The 24,180-nt window shown below is 62.7% G+C and carries 22 protein-coding genes and 1 tRNA gene; 8 read left to right on the plus strand and 15 right to left on the minus strand.

Annotation, left to right across the window (positions count from 1 at the left end):
- Positions 1 to 12 precede the first annotated feature (12 nt).
- The 4 genes from RHIBR816_RS0105310 to mnmA all read right to left on the minus strand — a co-directional run bounded on the left by RHIBR816_RS0105310 (position 13) and on the right by mnmA (position 4,426).
- Positions 13 to 1,218, minus strand: a complete 1,206-nt coding sequence (locus RHIBR816_RS0105310; RefSeq protein ID WP_018235499.1) for a pyridoxal phosphate-dependent aminotransferase — start codon at positions 1,216 to 1,218, stop codon at positions 13 to 15.
- Positions 1,219 to 1,558: 340 nt separating this feature from the next.
- Complete coding sequence (locus tag RHIBR816_RS0105315) at positions 1,559 to 2,284, minus strand: transporter substrate-binding domain-containing protein (protein WP_018235501.1); 726 nt, start codon at positions 2,282 to 2,284, stop codon at positions 1,559 to 1,561.
- Positions 2,285 to 3,018: 734 nt separating this feature from the next.
- Positions 3,019 to 3,095: transfer RNA gene (locus RHIBR816_RS0105325), tRNA-Met, on the minus strand.
- Positions 3,096 to 3,229: 134 nt separating this feature from the next.
- Positions 3,230 to 4,426 carry a tRNA 2-thiouridine(34) synthase MnmA gene (gene mnmA, locus RHIBR816_RS0105330; RefSeq protein ID WP_052522718.1) on the minus strand — a complete coding sequence of 399 codons (1,197 nt, stop codon included), beginning with the start codon at positions 4,424 to 4,426 and terminating at the stop codon, positions 3,230 to 3,232.
- Positions 4,427 to 4,815: 389 nt separating this feature from the next.
- Between mnmA and RHIBR816_RS0105335 the strand changes: the two genes are divergently transcribed.
- Both RHIBR816_RS0105335 and RHIBR816_RS0105340 read left to right on the plus strand, forming a co-directional pair.
- On the plus strand, positions 4,816 to 5,091 hold the full coding sequence (locus tag RHIBR816_RS0105335; RefSeq protein ID WP_003527546.1) for a DUF1153 domain-containing protein: 276 nt from the start codon (positions 4,816 to 4,818) through the stop codon (positions 5,089 to 5,091).
- 152 nt (positions 5,092 to 5,243) lie between these two features.
- On the plus strand, positions 5,244 to 5,525 hold the full coding sequence (locus RHIBR816_RS0105340) for a GNAT family N-acetyltransferase (RefSeq protein WP_018235504.1): 282 nt from the start codon (positions 5,244 to 5,246) through the stop codon (positions 5,523 to 5,525).
- 121 nt (positions 5,526 to 5,646) lie between these two features.
- On the opposite strand, the gene RHIBR816_RS0105345 is transcribed toward RHIBR816_RS0105340, so the two are convergent.
- On the minus strand, positions 5,647 to 5,997 hold the full coding sequence (locus RHIBR816_RS0105345) for a hypothetical protein (protein WP_018235505.1): 351 nt from the start codon (positions 5,995 to 5,997) through the stop codon (positions 5,647 to 5,649).
- Positions 5,998 to 6,440: 443 nt separating this feature from the next.
- Between RHIBR816_RS0105345 and ctrA the strand changes: the two genes are divergently transcribed.
- Positions 6,441 to 7,142, plus strand: coding sequence for a response regulator transcription factor CtrA (ctrA, locus tag RHIBR816_RS0105350; protein ID WP_012709262.1), 702 nt, complete (start codon positions 6,441 to 6,443; stop codon positions 7,140 to 7,142).
- Positions 7,143 to 7,327: 185 nt separating this feature from the next.
- On the opposite strand, the gene RHIBR816_RS0105355 is transcribed toward ctrA, so the two are convergent.
- Positions 7,328 to 7,690 (minus strand): response regulator, encoded by a 363-nt coding sequence (locus RHIBR816_RS0105355; RefSeq protein WP_018235506.1) that lies wholly within the window; start codon positions 7,688 to 7,690, stop codon positions 7,328 to 7,330.
- Between the two features lie 260 nt (positions 7,691 to 7,950).
- A complete protein-coding gene (chpT, locus tag RHIBR816_RS0105360) occupies positions 7,951 to 8,595 on the minus strand; it encodes a histidine phosphotransferase ChpT (RefSeq protein WP_026186669.1) in 645 nt (214 codons plus the stop codon).
- Positions 8,596 to 8,906: 311 nt separating this feature from the next.
- On the opposite strand from chpT, the gene RHIBR816_RS0105365 reads away from it, so the two are divergent.
- Both RHIBR816_RS0105365 and RHIBR816_RS0105370 read left to right on the plus strand, forming a co-directional pair.
- Positions 8,907 to 9,500 carry a DUF1134 domain-containing protein gene (locus tag RHIBR816_RS0105365; protein WP_018235508.1) on the plus strand — a complete coding sequence of 198 codons (594 nt, stop codon included), beginning with the start codon at positions 8,907 to 8,909 and terminating at the stop codon, positions 9,498 to 9,500.
- Positions 9,501 to 9,662: 162 nt separating this feature from the next.
- Positions 9,663 to 10,820 carry a hypothetical protein gene (locus RHIBR816_RS0105370; protein WP_018235509.1) on the plus strand — a complete coding sequence of 386 codons (1,158 nt, stop codon included), beginning with the start codon at positions 9,663 to 9,665 and terminating at the stop codon, positions 10,818 to 10,820.
- 18 nt (positions 10,821 to 10,838) lie between these two features.
- Here RHIBR816_RS0105370 and RHIBR816_RS0105375 read toward each other — a convergent pair whose 3' ends face one another.
- Positions 10,839 to 11,672, minus strand: a complete 834-nt coding sequence (locus tag RHIBR816_RS0105375; RefSeq protein ID WP_018235510.1) for an RNA methyltransferase — start codon at positions 11,670 to 11,672, stop codon at positions 10,839 to 10,841.
- A gap of 4 nt (positions 11,673 to 11,676) precedes the next feature.
- Positions 11,677 to 12,060, minus strand: coding sequence for a hypothetical protein (locus tag RHIBR816_RS0105380; protein ID WP_018235511.1), 384 nt, complete (start codon positions 12,058 to 12,060; stop codon positions 11,677 to 11,679).
- 29 nt (positions 12,061 to 12,089) lie between these two features.
- On the opposite strand from RHIBR816_RS0105380, the gene RHIBR816_RS0105385 reads away from it, so the two are divergent.
- Positions 12,090 to 13,109, plus strand: coding sequence for an RluA family pseudouridine synthase (locus tag RHIBR816_RS0105385; RefSeq protein WP_018235512.1), 1,020 nt, complete (start codon positions 12,090 to 12,092; stop codon positions 13,107 to 13,109).
- Positions 13,110 to 13,324: 215 nt separating this feature from the next.
- The gene (rpoH, locus tag RHIBR816_RS0105390; RefSeq protein ID WP_018235513.1) at positions 13,325 to 14,230 is read left to right on the plus strand and encodes an RNA polymerase sigma factor RpoH; all 906 of its coding nucleotides are present in this window, start codon (positions 13,325 to 13,327) and stop codon (positions 14,228 to 14,230) included.
- A gap of 86 nt (positions 14,231 to 14,316) precedes the next feature.
- Here the strand turns inward: rpoH and RHIBR816_RS0105395 are convergent, their stop codons facing one another.
- The gene (locus tag RHIBR816_RS0105395) at positions 14,317 to 16,620 is read right to left on the minus strand and encodes a hypothetical protein (RefSeq protein WP_018235514.1); all 2,304 of its coding nucleotides are present in this window, start codon (positions 16,618 to 16,620) and stop codon (positions 14,317 to 14,319) included.
- Between the two features lie 62 nt (positions 16,621 to 16,682).
- Positions 16,683 to 17,981, minus strand: coding sequence for an adenylosuccinate synthase (locus RHIBR816_RS0105400; RefSeq protein WP_018235515.1), 1,299 nt, complete (start codon positions 17,979 to 17,981; stop codon positions 16,683 to 16,685).
- Between the two features lie 212 nt (positions 17,982 to 18,193).
- On the opposite strand from RHIBR816_RS0105400, the gene RHIBR816_RS0105405 reads away from it, so the two are divergent.
- A complete protein-coding gene (locus RHIBR816_RS0105405; RefSeq protein WP_026186670.1) occupies positions 18,194 to 19,084 on the plus strand; it encodes a DMT family transporter in 891 nt (296 codons plus the stop codon).
- Between the two features lie 59 nt (positions 19,085 to 19,143).
- Here RHIBR816_RS0105405 and serA read toward each other — a convergent pair whose 3' ends face one another.
- The 4 genes from serA to RHIBR816_RS0105425 all read right to left on the minus strand — a co-directional run bounded on the left by serA (position 19,144) and on the right by RHIBR816_RS0105425 (position 24,033).
- The gene (gene serA / locus RHIBR816_RS0105410; RefSeq protein ID WP_018235517.1) at positions 19,144 to 20,739 is read right to left on the minus strand and encodes a phosphoglycerate dehydrogenase; all 1,596 of its coding nucleotides are present in this window, start codon (positions 20,737 to 20,739) and stop codon (positions 19,144 to 19,146) included.
- A gap of 79 nt (positions 20,740 to 20,818) precedes the next feature.
- Positions 20,819 to 21,997, minus strand: a complete 1,179-nt coding sequence (locus RHIBR816_RS0105415) for a phosphoserine transaminase (protein ID WP_018235518.1) — start codon at positions 21,995 to 21,997, stop codon at positions 20,819 to 20,821.
- A 151-nt stretch (positions 21,998 to 22,148) separates the two neighbouring features.
- Positions 22,149 to 22,985: an outer membrane protein gene (locus RHIBR816_RS0105420; protein WP_018235519.1), complete on the minus strand. Its 837-nt coding sequence runs from the start codon at positions 22,983 to 22,985 to the stop codon at positions 22,149 to 22,151.
- A gap of 283 nt (positions 22,986 to 23,268) precedes the next feature.
- Entirely contained in the window at positions 23,269 to 24,033 is a 765-nt protein-coding gene (locus RHIBR816_RS0105425; RefSeq protein ID WP_018235520.1) for an outer membrane protein, read from the minus strand.
- Positions 24,034 to 24,180: the final 147 nt, after the last annotated feature.

Consider the following 24,180-nt stretch of genomic DNA (forward strand, 5'->3'; position numbering starts at 1 on the left):
GGCTTTCCTTCGTCATCGTCTCTGCTCGGCAGCATCCAAAGTTGCGGAAAGTGCCGACAAGGCAGGCCCGAGACGCTCGGGCGGCAGATAACCGAAGCCGAGCCGGAATACCCGGCTGCTTTCGCCAAACCATGCTCCGGACGCCAGTTGCAGGTCGTGACGTGGCAAGAGATCCCAAAAGCCTGAAACGGCGGCATCGTCGAAGACATCGGAACGCAGGCGCAGGCAGCACAATGCGCCCGCATCCGGCCGCACCCACTCGACGCGCCTGTGCTCACCCGCACACCAATTCGCCAGTTCCTCCAGGGCGCCGGCGAGCAGTCGACGCCGCGCTGCCAGCACGCCTTCCCTGTTGCGCAGGAGCACCGCCGCGAGCGTCTCATCGAGCACCGAGCCCGAGATCACGGTGTTCATCTTTGCGACTGTCAGGCGGGACCTCAGGTCGGGATCAGCCACCGTCAGCCAACCGGTGCGCAAGCCCGGCGCGCCGAGCGCCTTCGAGACCGACGCACCGGTAACGATTCGCGGATGGAGCCCCGCGAAACTGTCGGCTGCGACAGCATCGCCATAGGTGGCCTCCCGATAGGTCTCGTCGATGAACAGTATGGCCTCCGGAGATCGCTTCTCCAGCAAAACGAGAAGCCTCTCGATATCGGCTCGGGATGTCTGGACGCCGTTCGGGTTCTGCGGGGACGCGAGGCTTACCAGCTTGGTTCGGGGCGTCAGATGCGCATCGATTTCGTCCAGGTCCAACCGATAGCCGCTCTCAAACGACAGTTTGATCTCGCGGACCTTGGCGCCGGCGCCGACAAGACTGTCGCGGCTCGGCGGAAAACAGGGTGTCATGAGAACAGCCTCGTCGCCGGGCCGGCAGGCTTCCAAGCCCAGGAGAAACAATCCGAGCGCGGTCCCCTGTGTGGTGACGACCTGCTCTGCCGGAACCTTGCAGGCTTCCGCGATCGCCTCCCGAAGCTCGATTGCGCCGGCGGATTTACCATAGCCAAGCTTCAGATCGCGGATCGCCTCAAGGCCGGGCAAATCCAGAAGTTCGCCAAGTGTCAAGTCCTGCGACGTGCTTTCCGCCAGATTGAACCGCCTGTTGACGTCGAGGAGCGAGATGATCTCGTTATAGGGAAATCGTCCGCCCCACTCTCGGGGAGTTGGTGAATCGGAGTCAGACTGTTGGCCTGTGGCGTAGTTCGCCTGAAACGAGGTCATGTTCTTACCTTGCATATGTTCAATTGTCCGTTGGGTGATCCGTCGCAAGCGAACGATGGGAAGCTTGCTTCAATTCACGCTCGCATACGGCATTGCTCCACTGCAATAAATCAATTGCGCTATAGCAATTTGTAGGGAATGAGCCACTTTCCCGGGAATGTGGCGCAGGCCTCAGGCAGGCTCAAAAGCACGTGCAGAGCCGCATTGGAGCTCCTAACGGGCTGCAATGTGATGACGTCCATGCAGCGCCGCGGGCGCTGTGGCTTTCGATCGGCGATAAAACCTTCAATACGGGAGAAATGGTTCGCGTATCCCGGATGGATGCAGCGGCGAATTGGGATCACACGTTGTTGCTTGCCACCACGCTGTCGATCTCTGTCGCGGTGACGCCATGCTTTGCCATGCGCGCCCGGTGATCGGCCGAACCGAGATATCCGCGAAGCTGCTCATTGACCGCCTGGAGCAGGCCATGATTGCCTTTGTTGAACGAAAAGGCACCGACGGGGAGCTTGCCGCCCATGCTCTGTTCATGCGCGACCGCTTCCAGTTCCCTATGAGCGTGGGCGAGCGCACGGTTGCCCACCGCCGTGCCCACAAAAGCGTCGATCTTCCCTTCGAGAAGTGCGGCGATTGCATCGGGTTGATCCTTGAACACCACGACCTGGCTGTCGCGCACACCGGCCGATTTGGCAGTGTCGATCTGCACCGTCGCGGCGATCACGCCGAGCCGCGCATCGCTTTGCGCCGCCAAAGCCTCATAGCTCGTCAGCGCTTTCGGGTTGCCGACGGGCAGCAGAAATCCGTCGCCCAGCGCCCAGACCGGCAGACTGAAGGCGACGCGCTTTGCGCGCTCGGCGGAAATGAAAATCGGAACGTTCATGTCCCAGCGGCCCTCCTGGACACCAGGCAGGAGCTCTTCGAACGTGGTCGGCTGGTATTCGATGGATGTCACGCCGATCCCGCGAAGCACGACCTCGGCCAATTCGATGTCCGAACCGGTCACTGAATGATCCGGCGCAGTCCAATAGAAAGGCGGTTCCTCGATATATGCAATTCTGACTTTCATGACCGTACCTCGCCATGTTCACGAGTGGACGTTGTGAGTGCGCTTCGTCCGAGCTTCGAAGAGCTGCGTTCTCACAGCTAGGACTCCGGCGATGCTGGCACCTGGGCTTGTCTGTCGCCTCGACATATTCGCCATCAGCAGGTGATCGAGGTGCAGAAACCAAATGACAGCCGGCGGCGCCGCCTGCTTTTCGATCGCGGCCGGACTCCCGTTCACGATCTCGCTGTTTTTCTGCGCCAGGGAAGGCCGCTGATGCAATGCTTTGATTGCACTAGAGCAATTTGAAGCGTTCAGAGCGGGCATCACGGATGGCCTTGACCGATAGCTCACGTTGGCGAAATGGCAAGGCAGCGGCAAAATCTCTGGACGCCGCAAACAGGACCAGGGATCAGTTGTACTGCCGGCGGCCATTTACCTGGGCAAGTTCGGCACGGCTACAATCCGCCGACCCGAAGCTGCCTCATTTCGACGGTTCACGGTATTCCGAGCCTCAGCCAAGACGGCTGAAGGAACACCGCGGGCCGGACAAGCCAAACAGTCGCAAGAAAAAAGGCAGCCAAAACTTGAAATCTTTTGGCTGGCGGGAATGGCCTTCTGAGACCGCGCCAAAGCAGAGAGTGAGACGCGAAAGCCAGAGAAAATACCCGTTCACTCGACGGATATATCGGCTATCTCGCGGAAATGTCGCGACAATTCTGAGATGGGAGAGACTGCGGTTTTTGGGGAGAACTGAATGGTAGCGGAGGAGGGATTCGAACCCCCGACACAAGGATTATGATTCCTCTGCTCTAACCTACTGAGCTACTCCGCCGCCGGCGCCGTGGCAGCTTCTTGGCGAAGCCCGTCTCGGCTGGACGGGCGGCTTATAAGGTGCTGTTCCGGCTAGTGTCAAGCAATGTCTTGGGGAAAGTGTGAACTTTTCCCGGCCCGCCGAAGCGGTCCTGCTCAGGCGGCCGCGGACGCCTGCAGGAGCGCCTGGAGCGCCGCCTCCGCAGCGGGCTCGCGTTCCGACCTACAGATGAATCCGCCGCCGTAGACGCGGGCGTCCTCGCCAATGCCGGAATAGAGTGCGCAGGCCTGGCCGGGCGCCACGCCGGCCTCGCCGTCGAGAAGTTCGACATAGACGCCGTCGGCATCGCGCTTCAAGACGGCCGGGGCCGGCTGGCGGGTGGAGCGGACCTTGGCGAAGCATTCGAAGCCGCGGCTGGCTGCTTCGTCGATTTCCTCGTCGCCCAGCCAGTTGACGTCGCGCAGATAGACGCGGCGGGTCTCGAGCGCCTCTTTCGGCCCGACGATGACGCGGCGCGAGCGGGCGTCGAGATAGACGACATAGAGCGGCTCGCCGGTCGCGACCCCGATGCCGCGCCGCTGGCCGATCGTATAGTGCAGGATGCCCTCATGGCTGCCGAGCACGCGCCCGTCGAGATGGACGATCTCGCCGGCGAGCGCCGCGTTCGGCTTCAGTTTCGAGACGATGTCGCTGTACTTGCCCTGCGGCACGAAACAGATGTCCTGGCTGTCGGCCTTCTTGGCGACGACGAGGCCCATCTCCTCGGCGAGCGCGCGCGTCTCGGGCTTGGAGAGGCTGCCGAGCGGAAAGCGCAGATAGTCGATCTGCTCCTGGGTGGTCGCAAAGAGGAAATAGCTCTGGTCGCGCTCCGCGTCGGTCGGCCGGTAGAGGGCGCGCTGCCCGCAATAGCGCGGTTTCGGGCTCGGCCGGGAGCGGATGTAATGGCCCGTCGCCAGCGCGTCGGCGCCGAGTTCCTGGGCGGTCGCCAGGAGATCGGCAAACTTGACCGTCTGGTTGCAGGCAACGCACGGTATTGGCGTTTCGCCGGCGATGTAGCTTTCGGCGAAGGGATTGATCACCGTCTCGCGGAAGCGCGCCTCGTAATCGAGCACATAATGGGGGATGCCCAGCGTCTCGCAGACGCGCCGCGCATCGTCGATATCCTGCCCGGCGCAGCAGGACCCGGCCCGGTGCACCGCCGCGCCATGGTCGTAGAGCTGCAGCGTGATGCCGAGAACGTCGTAGCCCTCGCGTTTGAGCAGCCCCGCGACCACGGAGGAGTCGACGCCGCCGGACATGGCGACGACGACACGCGTATCTTCGGGCTTGCGGTCAAAATCGAGACTGTTCACGGGATCCAATCCGCCATCGGGGCGCGGCCTGTCGCTGCCGATGCCCTGTTTTTACCTACTGCATTGTCAAAGTGCTACAGCGCTCCTTGCGCGTCTGATGACGCGCGGCGCTGTAGAGGCCGCGCGCTGGTCATGGCTGCGCTGGCGGTCTTCCTTCGGCTTTCTGTGCGGCGACATATAGAAACTTGTGCTTCGCGGGGCAAGAGTGCAGGCGTTCCGGCCGTGCGGCTGCCGATCAAAGCGGTATCTCCAGCCCCCCCTCACCGGCACTTTCGGGCCTTCAAGGTCGCTCAAATTATGAGCAAATTGTTACCGGCGGCTTAGGCAAATGTTAAATGTGGCAAGCTAAGGTCGCCTCCATATGGTCTTGAGTTTGTGTAGAGAGTCCCATGACCGAAATGATGCGTCCACGCGTAAAATATGTCATCGGCCCCGATGGCAGTCCTCTGACGATCGCGGACCTGCCGCCGGCCAACACCCGGCGCTGGGTGATCCGCCGGAAGGCCGAGGTCGTCGCTGCCGTGCGTGGCGGCCTCTTGAGCCTTGAAGAGGCCTGCGAGCGTTACACCCTCACGGTCGAGGAGTTCCTGTCCTGGCAGTCCTCCATCAACGACCACGGTCTCGCCGGCCTGCGCACGACCCGCATCCAGCAATATCGCCACTGATCCATTTGCGACAGGGCCATACATCGAACCGGCGGCTCGGGACCTTCCCGCAGCCGCCGGTGTCGTTTCGGGGATAGACTGTAGTCGAAATCGGCTGTGCCTCGCAGATTTATCCCGTAGGATCGGCGCAGACGGCAGGTGAAGGAAGACCAATGGAGATCGCTGAGGAGAAAACGGGCGCAAAGGGCCGCTACACGGCGACCATCGACGGACACACCGGCGAAATGACCTATACCAGATCGTCGCCGCAGCTCGTGATCGTCGATCACACTTTCGTGCCGGACGAATTGCGCGGTAAAGGCGTCGGACAGGCGCTTGCGAGACACGCGGTCGAGGAAGCGCGCAAGGGCGGCTGGAAGATCATTCCACTTTGCCCGTTCATGCGCGCACAGGTCATGCGTCATCCGGAGTGGCAGGACACAATCCAGGCATAGCCGCCGCCATTTTTCTCGCAAGACGAAGGCCCGCCTCCCGAAAGGGAAGCGGGCCTTTGCTACTCCTCGAGCAGGCCTTCCGTCGCTGCGGTCCTGGTTTGTGCCAGCCGACCGCCTCTTCTCAGGCGCGAAGCCGCGCCGACGAATCCCGCTCCTCAAGCGCTGCGGCCTTGGCATACTCGGCCTGAACTTCGGCAAGCGCGAGTTCGGCCGCATCCTGCTGCATCTTCAACTCGCGGATCGACACCTGGAGGTTATCGGCGCGCTGGCGCGCAGCCTTGGCAAAGGTCGGATAGGCGAAATGCGAGGGATCGGAAATCCCCGACTTCTTTTCCTCGAAGACGATCTGGCCTTCGAGATCCTTGGTCATCCGCTCGAACTCGGACATCATCATCTGAAGCTGGCTCAACTGACGCTGCTTCTCCCGCACCTGAAATTCCTTCAGGCGGGTAAGGCTCTCACGTGGTTTCATACGCAATACTCCCGTGGATAGCGAGACCCCGGTTACCGATTCCTGCGCCCGAATGCCGGCCCGTGTGGGCCGGAAACAAAAAACGACTGCGGTCTTAACAAATACCTACCGCTGGTAACCTTTCGTTTACGGGCATCATTAATCATAGGTGCGATGATTTAAGGCTCCGTAAATACTGAGGTACGAAATGTGGCGCCTTCAGCAATTGCGAGTCGAAAGAGTCAGATAGCGGCACTTCCTCATCTAACGCATGAGGAAGGCCATTTCAGATTCACCTTTTGAATCAGGAGACTGCTAAAAATATTTAACATTTTCGATACACCTTGCCAGAGTGAATCAGAATTTGTTAACCATTTGATGGCAGCCTCCAAATCAGGCAACGACTGGATCCGTATCGCGTAAGGGGGCCACGATGACCTTGGGCGGCGGAAAAGGGGAAGACTATGCGGGTTCTACTGATCGAAGACGACAGCGCGACGGCGCAAAGCATTGAGCTCATGCTCAAGTCCGAGAGTTTCAACGTCTACACCACCGATCTCGGGGAAGAAGGCGTCGATCTCGGCAAGCTTTACGACTACGACATCATTCTCCTCGACCTGAACCTGCCGGACATGTCGGGCTACGAGGTCCTGAGAACCCTGCGCCTGTCGAAGGTCAAGACCCCGATTCTCATCCTGTCTGGCATGGCCGGCATCGAAGACAAGGTCCGGGGGCTCGGCTTCGGCGCCGACGACTACATGACCAAGCCTTTCCACAAGGACGAGCTGGTGGCGCGCATCCATGCGATCGTGCGGCGCTCCAAGGGCCACGCCCAGTCGATCATCGCCACCGGCGAGCTGATCGTCAACCTGGACGCCAAGACGGTGGAAGTCGGCGGCCAACGCGTGCATCTGACCGGCAAGGAATACCAGATGCTCGAGCTCCTGTCGCTGCGCAAGGGCACGACGCTCACCAAGGAAATGTTCCTCAATCATCTCTATGGCGGCATGGACGAGCCGGAACTGAAGATCATCGACGTCTTCATCTGCAAGCTGCGCAAGAAGCTCGCCAACGCCGCCGGCGGCGCCAACTATATCGAGACTGTCTGGGGCCGCGGCTATGTGCTGCGCGAGCCCGACGGCAACGATTACCTGGAAACCGCCTGATTTCTACTTGGCCGCCACCCGCCAGGTTTTGACAGATCTACCCGCAGACCCGCCCTACCCGGCGGGTTTTGCTTTTGCGGCGACAGATTGAACACTGGTCGGGCGGGAGTTTGCCGGCACAAAGCCGGACGTGAAAAAGCCGCGGCAAGTGCCGCGGCTGCATCCTTCTACAGAGTCTCTATGGGTCAGGCGGCCATCGACTGACCGGCGAAGACGCTCGTCAGGATCTTGCGGTCGAAGGGCTTCAGCAGGAAATCGTCGGCCCCGGCCCGCTTGCCGGCCATCATCTTCCGGAGATCCGCTTCGACGACGCAATAATAGATGCGCACCGACGCGCCTTCGGACAGCCGGCGAATATTGGCGATGAGCTCGAGGGCGCCGTCGAGGCCGGAGTCGACGATCAGGATGTTCGGCAGTTCAGCCTCGCAGCGGACAAGCGCCTCGAGGCTGCTCGGCGCCTCGGACACGAGGAAACCCATGCCCGACAGGATGCGCTTCCCGACCTTCCTCACAACATCCGAGCCATCGGCTATCATCAAGCGCCGCATGTCCAACTCCTTCAGGCCTCATCGGACGCGAAAAGGCGTCCATGAAGCAAAACTAGAGAGATTTGGCAAAGAAACCGTTACCGCCACGGTTGACGGCCGATTTTCATTTCTCGCAAGGCAGTAGTCCGCCGAGACCTGTGAAACCGCCGCCGGAAGTCGGGAGCAGCGGGGACTTCGGGCAACCCGAGAAAAGAGAAAGGCCTCCATCACGGACGATGGAGACCTCTTTTATGCCATGGAGTGGTCGGCAGGCGCCCGGATCAGGCTTCGGTGCGAGCGGTGAAGACGATCTCCTCGCCGGTCGAGGCGACGTCGATCACCATACCGGCCTCCTCGGCGAGCAGGACCGTGTAATAGGGCTGGATCGAGTGGGCGTCTACCGCCTCCTCGGGGGTGCCGGAAAGGAGCTCGGTCAGCCGCGGCGGAACGCGCATCATCCGGCCCTTGGCAACAAGGGTAAAGACCGCATCGAACTCCGGGTTCTCCAGGGTGATGTCGATCGAGCCGCCGCGCGGAATCGCACCATAGGCGATCAGAAAGAGGTTCAAGAGCAGCTTTACCCGGTTCTTGGCGATGATCGCCCGCGGGCCGCCCCAGTTGACCTCCGTCTTCTTCTCCGCCGCGGCGAAGTCCTTGGCGGCCTTCTCCGCTTCGCCGGTATCGATCGACGCGCCGACCGAGCCGGAGGCGCCGAAGGCAAGCCGCGCGAACTTCAACCGCACCGAGGCATTGAGCGCGCTGGTGCGGATCAGGTCCATTGCATCGGCGTCGGCGCCGCCCTCGTCCAGCAGTTCGAGGCCGTTATTGATGGCGCCGACCGGCGAGATGATGTCGTGACAAACCCGACTGCAGAGCAGCGCCGCAAGGTCGGGTCCCGTCAACGTCAGATTCGGATTCTTTGCCATCATTCTTCCCGTTCGGTTCCATCAGCATATCGACGCCTGGCGCTCCCCGCTGCGTCCGGCGAGGCTTTCCCGCGGGCCTGGCATAGCCATGCAGCCCGCGCCGATCAATAGGCCATAATGACATCACATTTGGTAAACCGATTATTAAGAGGATCGGTTCAAATTGTCAGGGCACCCCCGGATTTCGAGTGGAACCACGGAAAGCGGATCAGGTGCACTCGTTCGAGACCCGCGCTGGCCCGCGCAACCGATGCATGAGCTGGTCATGACGGCCGGCGCGCGAGCCGCATTCGCGCCTGACGGAGGAAACGATGCAGCCGATCATGAAGGCAACCGCAATGGCTGTCCGCGCCATTCTGACGACAATCCTGCTCTTGGGCAGCGCTCTGCTGTCCGCCGCGCAGGCTCAATCTCCGAATGGCAGCCAGTACACGATGCAGGAGATCGTCGATGCCGGCCACGGCTTCTTCGGCGAGACCTCCGGCGGACTTGCGAAAGTCGTCGAGCGCGCCTTCGAGCGCTATGGCCTGCCGAACGGCTACATCCTCGGTCAGGAAGGATCCGGTGCCTTCATCGCCGGCCTGACCTATGGCGAGGGCGAACTCCACACCAAGAATGTGGGTCAGCACAGCGTCTTCTGGCAGGGCCCGTCGCTCGGGCTCGACTGGGGCGGTCAGGGCAGCCGGGCGATGATGCTCGTCTATAACCTGCCAAGCGTCCCGGCTCTCTACAAGCGCTTCGGCGGCGTATCGGGCTCGGCTTACGTCGTCGCCGGCGTCGGCATGACCGTATTGACCGACGAGCATGTCGTCGTCGTGCCGATCCGTACCGGCATCGGCGCGAGGCTCGGCCTCAATGTCGGCTATCTGAAGCTGACGCAGCAGCCGACGTGGAACCCGTTCTGATACCAAAAGGCCGCATACGAACCTCGGGGAGCGACCGAAGGACGTTCAATCTTGCAGTAATTGTTGCAGCTTTCGAGCCGTCGTGTTTACTGCAGGAGAAGGAAGTGACCGGCCGACAGCATGAGTGAATTGGGTCCGGTCCAGACTTGAAACGGCCAGCACGTGATTGAATATGCGCTCCTCTTTGCCCTGGGCTTCCTGACGGCGGCCATCATCGGCCTTCTGGTCGCGCCGGCCATTCAAAGGCGTATCGTTCGCTTTGCCGAGGACCGCTTGAAAGAGACGATGCCGCTGAGCCCACAGGAGGTTCGGGCCCAAAGGGACGCCGCGCGTGCCACCTATGCCGCCGAGAACGCAAAGATTTCGCAGACGCTCCGCCGCGAACGCGACAAGGGCGTGGCGCTGATGCTGGAGAATGAGAAGGCGCTTGGCGAGGCCCGCCGGTTGACGGGCGAAAACGCCGATCTCCACGCCCAACTTGCCGACATGAATGTCGAAGCCGCCGACATGCGCTCGACCATCCGCCAGCTCGAGCTGCGGCTCGCCGACGTGAGGGCGTCACACGATAACCAGCAGCGGGACAACGGCACCAAGGGTGAGGCGATCCGCAGTTTGAACAGCCAGATCGACAAACAGGCAGCCGAGCTCGACAGCCTGCGCATCGACCTGGCGGCGCGCGAAACGCAGATCGAACACTTGAGGAGCCGGGCCGCCGGTCTCAGCGACGAGCGCGAGGCCCTGCGCGCCGATCTCAAGGCCGAAAACGCCCGTGCGCGCGAAGTGGAGCTGCGCCTGGGCCGGGAAGAAAACCGAATACGCCAACTCGAGGCGAGGCTCGCCCGCGAAACGGCCGCCAATGCCGACCGCGAAGCCGCGCTTGAGCGGCGCGCGGAAGAGATCGAGCGGCTGAAAACACGCGTAAAGGCAGCAAACCAGGAAGCCCGCGACGCGGCGAAGACGCTCCGTCTGGCCGGCGCGAAACTGCCGAAGCGAGCGGTTCAGCACACGATCGACGGAATCGATGAGGCGGCTGAAGCGAATGGTGCGCCGCTCGACGCCGTTGCGACCAGTCTCTCGGATGACCTGCGCAATCGCGCGACGGCGCTCTCGGAACGTCTCGTCAATTCGAAATCCGCCGCCCATGACGAGGCGCTGCGCGAGGAGGTCGCAGAGATTGCCGCCGGCATGGTGGCGCTCACGGCGGCGCGGGAGGGCCCATCCTCGCCGATCCACGGGCTTCTCGCCCGCGAGGAGGCGGGGAAGCCGGGAGCCGGCAAGAGCCTGGCGACGCGGGCCAAGGAAATGCTGCCTCCTGAATGAGGGCGGCTCGGGCTTCCCTCAGATACGACCATTGGCGCTGGCGACCTGATGCAGCGCAATGCCCGCCGCCATGGCGACGTTCAGACTGTCGAGACCGGAGCGCTGGCGAATCCGTGCGGTGCGGACCGCCGAAAGGATAGCCTCCGGCAACCCCTCGCCTTCGGTTCCGACCAGCAATGCCGTGCGCGGCGCCGGCGGGATTTCGGCGACGTCGATCTCGCCGCGCGGCGAAAGTCCCCATATCGCGAAGCCTGCGGCCTGCAGCCGCCCGATCAGTTCGGCAGCCGTGCCCTCCCGCGCGAAAGGCAGCGTCAGCACCGACCCGACGGAAACCCGGATCGACTTGCGGTACATCGGGTCGCAGCTCGATGCATCCATCAGCACGGCATCGACGCCGAAGGCGGCGGCATTGCGAAACAGCGATCCCATGTTGTCGTGGTTCGATATGCCGCAGGCGGCAAGCACAAGGCTATTGGCAGGAAGGGCGGCGAGAAGAGCGTCCCGGCGCGGCATCGTGTCGGATCGCCCGAGCGCCAGAACGCCGCGATGCATGTTGAAGCCGGCGATCGCGTCGAAGACCCGGGCGTCGGCCACGAAAACCGGCACATCGAAGGGAAACTGCACCAGCAGCTCCGCGAGACCCGCGAGCCGGTTTTCGAGCAGCAGGATCGCCTCGGCAGCGACGCCGCATCCCGAACGGTGCGCCGCCGCCAGCATGCGCAAGACGACGGTACCTTCAGCGATGAAACGGCCCTGCCGGCCGGTGAGATCCCGCTCCTTGATCGACATGAACGCAGCGATGCGCGTGTCCGACGGGTCCTCGATACGGATCGGAGACGGGGCCGCGTTCATGGCGTCAATTGGTCCTGACGGTGACGTCCGCGACGATGCGCCCGGCCCTGATGTCGAAGACGATCGCGCGCGGTTCAGCGCCGGGAAGGCTGCCGTAGAAAAGCAGCTGCGAACCTGAAAGCGACACATTGGTCACGGAAAAACCGGCCGGTAGCGCCGCGATCGCACTGAGCGGCGCATCGCCCGGCACGCTCACCGCCGGCTGGGCCGCCTCCGCACCGGTATCGTTCCGCGTCACCTTGTAGACAATTGCCCCGAGGACGGCCATAAGCATGATCAGCATCACGCCGGCCGAAACGAGCTGCAGACGCACCATCTTGCGGCGGACACTCTCCATCGCCGGGTCAAGCGGCTTGTCTTCCTGTTCATCGGGCTCGATTGCAGTCATGGCTGGCTTTCTATCGGAATTGAAACGGAATGAACGATCCCTTTAAACAAGCGACCGGCAATAGGAAAGTCCTGAAGGCCGACGAGAATGCCGCCGGGCGGCTGGATGCCTTCCTGACGGAGGCGCTTTCGGGCGAGTTTTCGCGCAACCGCATCAAGGCGCTGATCGAGCAGGGGGCCGTTTCGATCAACGGCCAGACCGTCCTCGAACCGAAGCGAAAGGTCCACCCGGGCGACAGTTTCGAAATCGCCCTGCCCGCGCCCGAGGACCCCGAACCCAAGGGGGAGGACATCCCGCTGGACGTTCTCCATGAGGACGATGATCTGATCGTCCTGGTGAAACCGGCGGGCCTCGTCGTCCATCCGGGTGCCGGCAACTGGACGGGAACGCTCGTCAATGCCCTCATTCACCATTGCGGCGACAGCCTATCCGGCATCGGCGGCGTCAAGCGGCCCGGCATCGTCCATCGGCTGGACAAGGAGACGAGCGGCGTCATGGTCGTGGCGAAAAACGATGCCGCCCATCGGCATCTCTCCGACCAGTTTGCCGATCACGGCCGCACCGGACCCCTGGAGCGCGCCTACCATGCCGTCGTCTGGGGGCGTCCACGGCAATTGAAGGGTACGATCAGTGCCGCGCTCGGTCGCGCCGGCGACCGGACGAAGCGCGCCGTCAAGCGCGCGGAAAGCGATGACGCGCGCGAGGCGATCACCCATTACGAAGTGGTCGAGCGCTATCATGAGAAGCCGGACGGAACCTGTCTCGCCTCCACCGTCGAGTGCCATCTGGAGACCGGGAGGACGCACCAGATTCGCGTCCACATGGCCCATATCGGTCATCCGCTGATCGGCGATCCCGACTACGGCGCCGCCTTCCGGACCAAGGCGAACCTGTTGCCGGAAGCCGCCAGGAGTGTGGTCAACCGTTTCTCCCGGCAGGCGCTGCATGCTTTCATGCTGCAGTTCGAGCATCCTTCCAGTGGCGACACGATGCATTTCGAAGCACCGATGCCCTCGGACATGGAGGAGCTGGTCGCCGCTCTTCGCTGAGGGACGTGACAGACCCTTGAAATTGCTGCGAAGAATGCCGATCTTAGAGGCGCTTCAATACCAACCTTCCTTCCCCCCGGTCTCACGACAGCGTGAAACCGGAGTTCTTGAATCATGCTTTCGCCGTACTTATCTTCTAGCCTCGTGGGGTCTGGACGAAGACCCACGCCCGGCCTGCCGTCTTGGAGGCCGGAGATGCACAAAGGGGGTGCTTCATGGCCCGCAACACATTGCCGTCCATTGCCGCAGGAGAGGGCGGGCTCAACCGCTACCTCGACGAAATCCGCAAATTTCCCATGCTCGAGCCGCAGGAAGAGTACATGCTCGCCAAGCGGTACCAGGAGCATGACGACCGCAGCGCCGCCCACAAGCTGGTGACGAGCCACCTGCGCCTCGTCGCCAAGATCGCCATGGGCTACCGCGGTTACGGCCTGCCGATCGGCGAAGTCGTTTCAGAAGGCAATGTCGGCCTGATGCAGGCAGTCAAGAAATTCGAGCCCGATCGCGGCTTCCGCCTGGCGACCTACGCCATGTGGTGGATCAAGGCGGCCATCCAGGAATATATCCTGCGTTCGTGGTCGCTGGTGAAAATGGGCACGACCGCCAACCAGAAGCGCCTGTTCTTCAATCTTCGTCGGCTGAAGGGCCGCATTCAGGCCCTCGACGAAGGCGATCTCAAGCCGGAGCAGGTAAAGGAAATCGCCACCACCCTCAAGGTCAGCGAGGACGAGGTCGTTTCCATGAACCGCCGCCTGTCGGGCGACGCCTCGCTCAACGCACCGATCAAGGCAAGCGAAGGCGACTCCGGGCAGTGGCAGGATTGGCTTGTCGACGAACACGACAACCAGGAAGAGATCCTGATCGAGCAGGACGAACTCGACAGCCGCCGCGCGCTGCTCGCCAACGCCATGAAGGTGTTGAACGACCGCGAGCGCCGTATCTTCGAGGCGCGCCGATTGAGCGAAGATCCGGTGACGCTGGAAGACCTCTCGACCGAATTCGATATCAGTCGCGAGCGCGTCCGCCAGATCGAGGTCCGCGCCTTCGAGAAGGTGCAGGAAGCGGTCCGCAAGGCTGCTCTCGATCGCGCCAACGCGCTGAGGGTTGTCGAAGGCGCCTGACCGCTGACCGGCCCCTCCCCCTTCCGAACAAAACAAGCCCCGGCTGGATGGCGTCCAGCCGGGGCTTTTGTTTCGTCTCGATTTTCTTACTGGCCGCTTGCCGCGGCCGCGCTACCGAGTGAACTCCAGGCCTGCATAGCCTTGGTGAAGGCCTCCGTACCGCTCGCTCCCTTCTCGAGGGTGAGCAGGGCACGCCGTCCGTTGCGATAGGTGATCGGGATGTCGATCCAGCTGCGGCTGCGCAGCAGCTCGATATTGCTACCGACGGCTTCCGCGAAATCGTTGAGCGCGATCATATGAAAGTCGTCGGTGATCTTTGCCGGGACGGCGATGAGCGGGTCGCCGCGATCCTGCTCGGTACGCTTCATCGAAACACGCTGGACGCCCTCGATGCTGCCACCCTCGAAGTTCTCGGGCAGGGAGAAAACGAACTCGATCACGTGGCTCGCCGGCAGTGACGGATCGACATTGCGCTTGATCGTCATCAGTGCCGTGAGCCCACGGTCGGGCACGGTGATCTGGGCCTGGATCGCCGGCTCGGGCTTTGCGTCGCCACCCGGCGATTCCTCCTTGAGGGACCAGGCAACCGTGCCCGGAACGGCCGTCGGCGAGGATTGGCCAAGTCGCTCCTCATAGAGGAACATTTTCTCGCCATCGGCGATGGAAACCTCGGTTTGCGGCGCTCCGCCGTCCTGGGCTGCGGGCTGCGGAGTCTGGGCGGCGGCCTGCTGACCTCCGGTCGAGGCGCTTTGCGGTTCGCCGGCGTCCGTCTGCGGCGCGACGGACTTGCCCTCCTGTGACACTTCGGTGCCGTTCACGCCCGCCGGTCCCTCGTCGCGTTCGGTTCCATCGGCAAGCAAACGCTGCGTAAACTTGCTCGATTTGTCCTCCGGCAACGCCGTTTCATCCTGCGTGCCGGGCTGTTCGCCCGGCTGCACGGCGGGCTCGCCTTCGCCGGCTGGCGGCGTTTGCGTTTCGGGCCCGGCGGGGATGATTTTGGCGAGCATGGCCGAAAGCCAGGCATTGCCCGCTTCCCTGTTGACCCAATAGGCAACGCCACCACCGCCAAGCACAAGCAGGATCAACGCGCCAATCACCAGCTTCTTCACGCCAAATCGGGACGGCTTGGGGGAGACGCGGTAGGAGGCAGGGCGCGGGGACAAGGCGGCCGGCGCCACATCGCTGCCGTTCTCTTCCTCCTGGGCAACCGCAGCCGGGCCATTCGCCTTCCGGCCCGCTTCATCGAAGCCGAGCAGATCGTCGATATGATCCCACGCCGTGCCGGCGCGCTCGTCCTCATTCGCAGCGGCTGGAGGCTTCTCCACGGGCCAGGCCCATTCGGAGACGTCCGGTTCGGCCGGCCTGTCCTTCTTCGCCTCGGTTGGCGCAGCGAAGGGATCGCTGTCGTCGAAGGACCAGGCCTGCGCTGTCTCCGCCTCGTTCGCCCGAGGGGCGGGCTCGCCCGTCTCGGCTTCGACGGGGTGCATGCCCAGCCGTTCCGGCACGGTCGCCGCTTCCTCGCGTGGCGCCTCGGGCGCCGGCGGCTCTTCGCCGGGCCTTGCGGAAGACGGCACGTCCTCCCACTCGGGCAGCGCCCATTCGGAGGGCGCCTGTTTCGCAGGCTCTGCCTCGACCGGCGGAGCTTCTTCGCTGACCGGCTCTTCCTCGCCCGCAGCTACGACAGGCTCGGGCTCAGCCGCTGGCTCTGCGTGTTCGACCTCATCCGCCCGCGGCTCGGGCGGTCCTACCTGTTCAGCGGGCGCCTGCTGCCAGGTTTCGACGTCCTCTGCGGCCGTCTGCTCCTCCGCCGGCGCGCTCCACTGCGGCTCGGCCGGCGCAGCCTCCGGCTCCTCGCTTACCGCGGACGACTCTTCGTATTGCTCGGCTGACGAGGCCTCGACCGGCTCTGCTTCTCGGTGATCCGCAGCCTCGTGTTCTGCCGTCGGGGCGACCTCCTCGGCTGCAGTCGGTTCCTCGAAGGCTTCCCGGGCTTCCGGTGCCGCTTCCTCGATGCGTTCCTCGGCTGCGGTCTGCTCCGCCTCGGCAGCCTCGGCCGAAACAGGCTCCGGTTCCGGCGAGACCGGAAGGGCGGGCTCCTGTTCGGCGGGCGCTTCGACTGCGGCTGGCTCGAGTACTTCGGGGGTTTCGGGCGCTTCAGTCTCTTCGATTGCCGGCAAGGCCTCGGCGTGTTCGCTTTCGACCTCGGTTATCGCCGCTTCCAGCTTGTTGAGCTGCCGGTTGATCATGTCGTCCGATGGCCGCGGGGTCATGTTTTCGAGCTGGCGACGCACAGCACTGCGTGCCTTCTCGTAGACCCTGCCCCGCATTTCGGGATTGTTTTCCGACAGGCCGTCAACGGTCCTGCGAATAACTGCAACAAAATCCGCCATCAGATGCTTTCTCAAATCCTAGTCATGCAGCCGCGGTGCGACGCCGCTTCCTTGAGCCGACACTAGTCCTCAAAGGGATCGGTCACAAGTATTGTGTCGTCGCGTTCCGGGCTCGTCGAAAGAAGCGCGACCGGCGCACCGATCAGTTCCTCGACCTGGCGAACATACTTGATCGCCTGCGCCGGAAGATCGGCCCAGCTCCGGGCTCCGACCGTCGATTCCTTCCAGCCTTCGAGCGTAATATAGACTGGCTTTACCGAAGCTTGCTGCGCCTGACTTGCGGGAAGGTGATCGATCTCTTGTCCGTCCAGAGTATAGCCGACGCAGATCTTCAGCTCATCGAGACCGTCGAGCACGTCGAGCTTGGTGAGCGCGATGCCGGTGATGCCGTTGGCGGCGACCGACTGGCGCACCAGGGCGGCATCGAACCAGCCGCAACGGCGCTTGCGGCCGGTGACCGTTCCGAATTCGTGGCCGCGCTCGCCGAGGAACTGTCCCACCTCGTCATTGAGTTCCGTCGGAAACGGCCCTTCGCCGACGCGCGTCGTATAGGCCTTGGTGATCCCGAGAATATAGCCGAGCGCGCCCGGTCCCATGCCCGAACCGGCGGCCGCCTGGCCGGCGACGGTGTTCGACGAGGTGACGAAAGGATAGGTGCCGTGATCGATGTCGAGCAGCGTGCCCTGCGCCCCCTCGAACAGGATGCGCGCGCCCTTGCGGCGCTCCTTGTCGAGCAACAGCCAGACCGTCTCCATGAACGGCAGCACGCGCGCGGCGACGGAGGAGAGTTCGTCCATGATCGCCTGGTGGCTGACCTCCGCCTCGCCCAAACCGCGGCGGAGCGCGTTGTGATGCGTCAGCAGCCGGTCGACCTTGGCCGGCAGCGTGTCGCGGTCGGCGAGATCCATGACGCGGATGGCGCGGCGGCCGACTTTGTCCTCATAGGCCGGGCCGATGCCGCGGCGCGTCGTGCCGATCTTGGTGCCGCTGTTCGAGGCGGCGTCCTCGCGGAAACCATCGAGCTCGCGATGCAGCGACAGGATGAGCGTGGCATTGTCGGCAACGCGCAGGTTGTCTGGCGTGATCCTGACGCCCTGGTTGCCGAGCTTGTCGATTTCCGCGATCAGCGCATGCGGATCGATGACCACGCCATTGCCGATGACGGCGAGCTTGCCGGGGCGGACGACGCCGGAGGGAAGCAGCGACAGCTTGTAGCTGACGCCGTCGATCACCAGGGTATGGCCGGCATTGTGGCCACCCTGGAAGCGCACGACGATGTCGGCGCGCTCCGAGAGCCAATCCACGATCTTGCCTTTGCCTTCGTCACCCCACTGGGATCCGACCACCACGACGTTCGTCATAATTCTCTTCCTGTTTCACGCGCGCATCAGGACGTTGCGCTGTTCTCAAACCCGCGCATCTATACTGTGTTGTCTTTCGGAAAGCGACCCCGTTATGCCCAGTGGCCGACCCTTTTTGCATGACAAGCGATGGCCTTAGCGCCTATATCTGCAATCTCTCCCGCCGCTTCGGCAATCCATTCCCGCCACCCTTCAATCCGGATCGCAGCGCCGTGAATTCCAAAGCTTATGTCTATCTCGCCATTACCGCGCTCTTCTGGGGCGGCAATTCGGTTGCCGGCAAGATGGCCGTCGGACACATCAGCCCGATGATGCTGACGACGCTGCGCTGGCTCGTCGCGGTCTCGGTCATTCTTGCTCTGATGACACCGCAGATCCGCCGCGACTGGGACAAGATCCGCAGCCACTGGCTGCAATTGCTCGCCTATGGCGCCGTCGGCTTTACGATGTTCAACGCCTTTCTCTATTCGGCGGTGAAATATACCAGCGCCATCAATGCGGTGATCCTGCAGGCCGGCATTCCGATGCTGATCTTCCTCTTCAACTTCGTCTTCTTCCGGACGAAGGTTTCAATCGCGCAGATCGTCGGCTTCACGGTAACGCTGATCGGCGTGCTCACGACAGCCGCCCATGGCGACTTCACGAGCCTGATGCGGCTGCAGTTCAATTTTGGCGACGGGCTGATGATCCTCGCCTGCATCGTCTACGCCGTCTATACGGTCACGCTGCGCTGGAAACCGGCGATGCACTGGCAGAGCTTCATCGCCGCGCCCGCCTTCGGCGCGCTCATCAGTTCCATCCCGCTGCTCGTCTGGGAAGGTCAAAGCGGCAGCGCCATCGTGCCGGACGCGACCGGCTGGGCCATCGTTCTCTATGCCGCGATCTTTCCGTCGCTGATGTCTCAGGTTCTCTATGTCCGCGGCGTCGAAATGATCGGCGCCAATCGCGCCGGCCTGTTCATCAACGCCATCCCGGTCTATGGAACGCTGCTCTCCGTCCTGCTCGTCGGCGAAACGTTCCACGCCTATCATCTGGTGGCATTGCTGCTCGTCCTCGGCGGCATCGCGATCGCCGAGCACGGCCGGCCGAAGCCGCCGAAGTGACAAACGAAAACGCGCCGGGGTGATCCGGCGCGTTTCGATTTGGCCATTTGCATGCGCAGTCAGTCGACGTTGAACACCAGCGGCTTTGCCTGGCGGATCGCCGCGTTCGCGCGAAGCTTGTCGAGCACCGTCTCCGAAACCGGACCATCGACATAGAGCAGCGCGATGGCGTCGCCGCCTTCCTTCTCGCGGCCGAGCTGGAAGTTGGCGATGTTGACCCGGGCATCGCCAAGGGTCGTGCCGATGAAGCCGATCATGCCGGGAACGTCGGTGTTGGTGATGTAGACCATGTGGTTGCCGACATCGGCATCGAGGTTGATGCCCTTGATCTGGATGAAGCGCGGCTTGCCGTCGGAGAAGACCGTGCCGGCGACCGAGCGGGTCTGGTTCGCCGTCGTCACCGTCAGCTTGATGTAGCCATCGAAGACGCCCGTCTTGTCACGCTTGACCTCGGAAAGGATGATGCCCTTTTCCTTGATCATGATCGGTGCCGAAACCATGTTGACGTCGGCGACCTGCGGGCGGATCAGGCCGGCCAGGACCGCGCTCGTCAGCGCCTTGGTGTTCATCCCCGCGGTCGAGCCGTCGTAGAGGATCTCGATCTCCTTGATGGCGCTTTCCGTCACCTGCCCGACAAAAGCGCCGAGGACGTCGGCAAGCCGGATGAACGGCTTCAGGATCGGCGCCTCCTCGGCGGTGATCGACGGCATGTTGATGGCGTTGCTGACGGCGCCCTTGACGAGGTATTCCGCCATCTGCTCGGCAACCTGGAGCGCCACGTTCTCCTGCGCCTCGGTGGTCGATGCGCCGAGATGCGGCGTGCAGACGACGTTGGGCAGGCCGAAGAGCGGGCTCTCGGTGGCCGGCTCCACCTCGAAGACGTCGAAGCCCGCCCCGTGAACGTGGCCCGACTTCAGCGCATCGGCAAGCGCCTTCTCGTCGACGAGGCCACCGCGGGCGCAGTTGATGATGCGCACGCCCGGCTTGGTCTTGGCGAGCGCTTCGGCGCTCAGGATATTGCGCGTCTTGTCGGTCAGCGGCACGTGCAGCGTGATGAAGTCCGCCTGCGCCAGCAGCTCGTCCAGCTCGACCTTGACGATGCCCATTTCCTCCGCCCGCTCCTTGGACAGGAACGGATCAAATGCGACGACATGCATCTTCAGGCCGATCGCGCGAGCACAGACGATCGAGCCGATATTGCCGGCACCGATGACGCCAAGCACCTTGCCGGTGATCTCGACACCCATGAACTTCGACTTTTCCCACTTGCCGGCCTGGGTGGAATTGTCCGCGGCGGGAAGCTGACGGGCGACGGCAAACATCAGCGCGATGGCATGCTCGGCCGTGGTGATCGAGTTGCCGAACGGCGTGTTCATGACGATGATGCCGCGGCGCGAGGCCGCCGGAATGTCGACATTGTCGACGCCGATGCCGGCGCGGCCGACGACCTTGAGATTGGCCGCAGCAGCAATCAGCTTTTCTGTGACCTTGGTGGCCGAGCGAATGGCGAGGCCATCGTAGTTGCCGATGATCTCGGCGAGCTTGTCCTTGTCCTTGCCGAGCTTCGGCTGGAAATCCACTTCGACGCCGCGATCGCGGAAGATCTGGACGGCGGTTTCCGACAGTTCATCGGATACGAGAACGCGAGGTGCCATGAAGGCCTCCTTCAAAATCAGGTCTGAACGAAATTGGGAGTGGCTTCGCCCTCAGGGAGAGCGAAGCGGTCGCGTCGGATCAGGCCGCTGCCTGCGAAAGCGTCGCCTTCTGGGTTTCGAAGGCCCAGTTCAGCCACGGCATCAGTGCGTCCATGTCGGCCGTCTCGATCGTCGCGCCGGCCCAGATACGAAGACCGGAGGGCGCATCGCGATAGTGGCCGATGTCGTAGGCGACGCCTTCCTTTTCGAGCAGGGCGACGACGCCCTTCGCGAACACAGCCTGGCCGTCGGCATCGAGAGCCAACACGTCCTTGTCGACGATCTTCAGGCAGACCGAGGTGTTGGAGCGGGTTTCCGCCTTGATCGCCAGGTTGGCAATCCACGCATTTGCGTCGACGAACCGATGGATCGCGTCGGCATTGGCGTCCGCCCGGGCGATCAGGCCCGTCAGCCCGCCGACCGACTTCGCCCAGAGGAGCGCGTCGATATAGTCCTCGACGCAGAGCATCGACGGCGTGTTGATCGTCTCACCGGAAAAGATGCCCTCGATCAGCTTGCCGCCGCTGGTCAGGCGGAAGATCTTCGGCAGCGGCCAAGCGGGCGCGTAGGTCAGCAGCCGTTCGACTGCGCGCGGCGAAAGAATGAGAACGCCGTGGGCCCCCTCGCCGCCCAGAACCTTCTGCCAGGAGAAGGTGACGACGTCGAGCTTGGGAAAATCGAGTTCCTGGGCGAAAGCGGCCGAGGTCGCGTCGCAGATCGTCAGCCCCTTGCGGTCCGCCGGGATGAAGTCGGCGTTCGGAACGCGCACGCCCGACGTCGTTCCGTTCCAGGTGAAGACGACGTCGCGGTCGAAATCGACCTTGGCAAGATCCGGCAGCTCGCCGTAGCCGGCTTCGATGCGGCGGACATCGGCGAGCTTCAGCTGCTTGACCACGTCGGTCACCCAGCCGGCACCAAAGCTTTCCCAAGCCAGCATGTCGACGCCACGCGCGCCGAGCAGCGACCACAGCGCCATCTCGACGGCGCCGGTATCGGAAGCGGGCACGATGCCGATACGGTAGTCGGCCGGCACTTCGAGAATTTCACGGGTAAGGTCGATCGCTTGCTTGAGCTTCGTCTTGCCGATCTTGGCGCGGTGCGAACGACCGAGCGGAGCGTCGGAAAGAGCTTCGAGCGTCCAGCCGGGACGCTTGGCGCAAGGACCAGAAGAGAAATGAGTATTCGCCGGGCGCACGGCCGGCTTGGCAGGCTTCGTCATATGCTATCCTCTCAGATAGAAGCCCCTCGTTGGGGAGGGGTGTCCCGCCGTCGGAAATATTGCGGAGCGGAGAGGATGTCAAGCAACTTGCGTCGCGTTTGAAAAGATTTTTGGCGCTTCGAGCACATCGTGCGGTATTGCAGACTTTGGCTCACCAGAGCGCGAACCGCAGGCCCGCCCGGATTTCGTGACGGGAGAGGCCATCATCAAGGCCCTTGGCGCCGGTCGCACCGGCAAGAGACTCCGCACCGAACCTGAACATGTCCCCGTCGGCGACGTGCGAGTAGCGATAGCCGATATCGAACTTCAAGCGGTCGGTAATGTCATAGGAGACGCCCGCCATCAGCGCATAGGTAAAACGCCAGCTGTCGCGCGCCGCATAGGACGTGCCGGCCGCTGCCCCCGTGCAGGCGCCGCCACCGGCGACGCAGGCCCAGCTCTCATGGACCGTGTTCCAGTCGATATGGGTCGCGCCGATGCCAGCGCCGAGATAGGGGGTAAAGCCTGCAAGCGTCGCCAAATCGACATAGGCGTTCGCCATCAGCCCGAGTGCGGAAAAATTGGCGCTGCCGGACAGGGCGCAGGAGGTTCCCGCCCCTTCGCCCACACAGGGATTTGCCGACAACGACGAGCCGTCGAAACGGCCTTCGAAATATTCGGCCGTCAGATCGGCGCGGAAAACGTCGCTAAACCGATAGCCGAGGCCGACCGTGCCGGAGACCGGCTTGTCGAAACGGGTGTCGTCGAAGGGAACGTTGCTATAGCTGCCGGTTCCGCTGTCGAAGTTGCGATAGAACGGATCGCCCTCATCGACCCAGCCTGCATAACCGATATCGCCGCGCAGATAGAGGTTCCCCCCGTCTGCCTTCTCGGTTGAGATGGTAATCTCCGGCGCGTCGAGCAACGCCTCGTCGGCGGCCTGTGCGGCCCCGGAAAGCAGAAGGCCTGTGCCGAGAACGATACCGCAAACGCCGTTCCGCCAATCCATTTCCCGCGCCCTCGCCAATCGTCAACGCTATCCGACATGCAGTCGGCTACTGCATGTCTCCTTGAATCGACCTCGATTTAAGGACAAAGACATGCAGCAATTCAAAGTGCTACAGCGACCTTTGCGCGTCTGATAGGACGCGCGGCGCTGTAGTGTCGTTAACTATTGTCAGGGACAAGTTAACCGGTAGTTAACTATGTTTGTTAACGGCGCGCTTCCGGCAATAAGAAAGGGCCGCGATCGCGGCCCTTGGAAAACACGATACGGCTTGCCACTCGTTCTGCTATTGCAGCGCGTAGCGCATGCCGAGCTTGAAATCGTGTGAGGTGATGTCCTCAAAGTGCATCGGGGCGTTGACCACAGTCCCGTCGTAACTGCGGATATTGCCGGTCTTGGCGTCGCCGAGATCGAGATAGCTGTAGCCGAAATCGATCGCCAGCCGCTCCGTTGCCTGGTAGGCGACACCGGCATGCAGCGCCCAGGCGAAGTTCCAGGTCGGGTCTTCGTCGGCATAGGCGACGCCCGCCATCGGCACGTTGATGTCGCGGAAACCGGAGATCGTATTGCGCGACGCGCCGATACCGGCACCGACATAGGGCTTGACGCCGTACCAGTCGCCGATGTCGACATAGGCGTTCGCCATCAACAGCCACTCCGACTTGGCTCCGTCATAGTCGTTGGTGTTGTCGAAAACGCCGTCGCCGTCGCCGTCGTAGCGGTCGAGAGCGGAGAAATCGGCCTTGCCGCGATATTCGACGATACCGTCCATGCGCAGCCACTCGTTGAACTGGTAGCCGATACCGACGCCTGCGAGCGGGGCGCTGTCGAAGCTGCCCTCATCGACGAATTCGTGGAGCGCGACCTGGTCGAACAACTCATGCTCCATGCTGCCGAGCCGCTGGTTGCTCATGCCGAGATGCCCGCGCAGATACCAACCGCCGACGATAACGGGCACCGGGTCCACCGGATCTTCGACGTAAAGGTCGGCCGCCAGCGCAGGAGTGCCGCCCAACCATGCAGCGACGACCGCAATCAAGGTCTTCTTCATAACATGCTCCGCGAATAGTCTTTCTGCGCCGCTACAGTTTTCACTGGACGCGGCCATGCAACTTCTGTTGCAACCAAAACTCGCATAGCGCGGTTAATATTGGATTAAGTATAGAAATTTACTTCGTTTATTAAGATATAGCCGGTT

This window comes from Ensifer sp. BR816, assembly GCF_000378985.1.
Classification (GTDB): domain Bacteria; phylum Pseudomonadota; class Alphaproteobacteria; order Rhizobiales; family Rhizobiaceae; genus Sinorhizobium.

Coding starts and splice junctions, on each gene's coding strand:
- chpT (WP_026186669.1), bottom strand. CDS start 8,595: ATGGCAAAGAATCCGAATCTGACGTTGACGGGACCCGACCTTGCGGCG.
- RHIBR816_RS0105425 (WP_018235520.1), bottom strand. CDS start 24,033: ATGAAGAAGACCTTGATTGCGGTCGTCGCTGCATGGTTGGGCGGCACT.
- RHIBR816_RS0105395 (WP_018235514.1), bottom strand. CDS start 16,620: ATGGCGGATTTTGTTGCAGTTATTCGCAGGACCGTTGACGGCCTGTCG.
- ctrA (WP_012709262.1), top strand. CDS start 6,441: ATGCGGGTTCTACTGATCGAAGACGACAGCGCGACGGCGCAAAGCATT.
- serA (WP_018235517.1), bottom strand. CDS start 20,739: ATGGCACCTCGCGTTCTCGTATCCGATGAACTGTCGGAAACCGCCGTC.
- RHIBR816_RS0105315 (WP_018235501.1), bottom strand. CDS start 2,284: ATGAAAGTCAGAATTGCATATATCGAGGAACCGCCTTTCTATTGGACT.
- RHIBR816_RS0105385 (WP_018235512.1), top strand. CDS start 12,090: ATGAACGATCCCTTTAAACAAGCGACCGGCAATAGGAAAGTCCTGAAG.
- RHIBR816_RS0105365 (WP_018235508.1), top strand. CDS start 8,907: ATGCAGCCGATCATGAAGGCAACCGCAATGGCTGTCCGCGCCATTCTG.
- RHIBR816_RS0105335 (WP_003527546.1), top strand. CDS start 4,816: ATGACCGAAATGATGCGTCCACGCGTAAAATATGTCATCGGCCCCGAT.
- RHIBR816_RS0105375 (WP_018235510.1), bottom strand. CDS start 11,672: ATGAACGCGGCCCCGTCTCCGATCCGTATCGAGGACCCGTCGGACACG.
- RHIBR816_RS0105400 (WP_018235515.1), bottom strand. CDS start 17,981: ATGACGAACGTCGTGGTGGTCGGATCCCAGTGGGGTGACGAAGGCAAA.
- RHIBR816_RS0105380 (WP_018235511.1), bottom strand. CDS start 12,060: ATGACTGCAATCGAGCCCGATGAACAGGAAGACAAGCCGCTTGACCCG.
- RHIBR816_RS0105355 (WP_018235506.1), bottom strand. CDS start 7,690: ATGCGGCGCTTGATGATAGCCGATGGCTCGGATGTTGTGAGGAAGGTC.
- RHIBR816_RS0105420 (WP_018235519.1), bottom strand. CDS start 22,985: ATGGATTGGCGGAACGGCGTTTGCGGTATCGTTCTCGGCACAGGCCTT.
- rpoH (WP_018235513.1), top strand. CDS start 13,325: ATGGCCCGCAACACATTGCCGTCCATTGCCGCAGGAGAGGGCGGGCTC.
- RHIBR816_RS0105340 (WP_018235504.1), top strand. CDS start 5,244: ATGGAGATCGCTGAGGAGAAAACGGGCGCAAAGGGCCGCTACACGGCG.
- RHIBR816_RS0105345 (WP_018235505.1), bottom strand. CDS start 5,997: ATGAAACCACGTGAGAGCCTTACCCGCCTGAAGGAATTTCAGGTGCGG.
- RHIBR816_RS0105415 (WP_018235518.1), bottom strand. CDS start 21,997: ATGACGAAGCCTGCCAAGCCGGCCGTGCGCCCGGCGAATACTCATTTC.
- RHIBR816_RS0105310 (WP_018235499.1), bottom strand. CDS start 1,218: ATGACCTCGTTTCAGGCGAACTACGCCACAGGCCAACAGTCTGACTCC.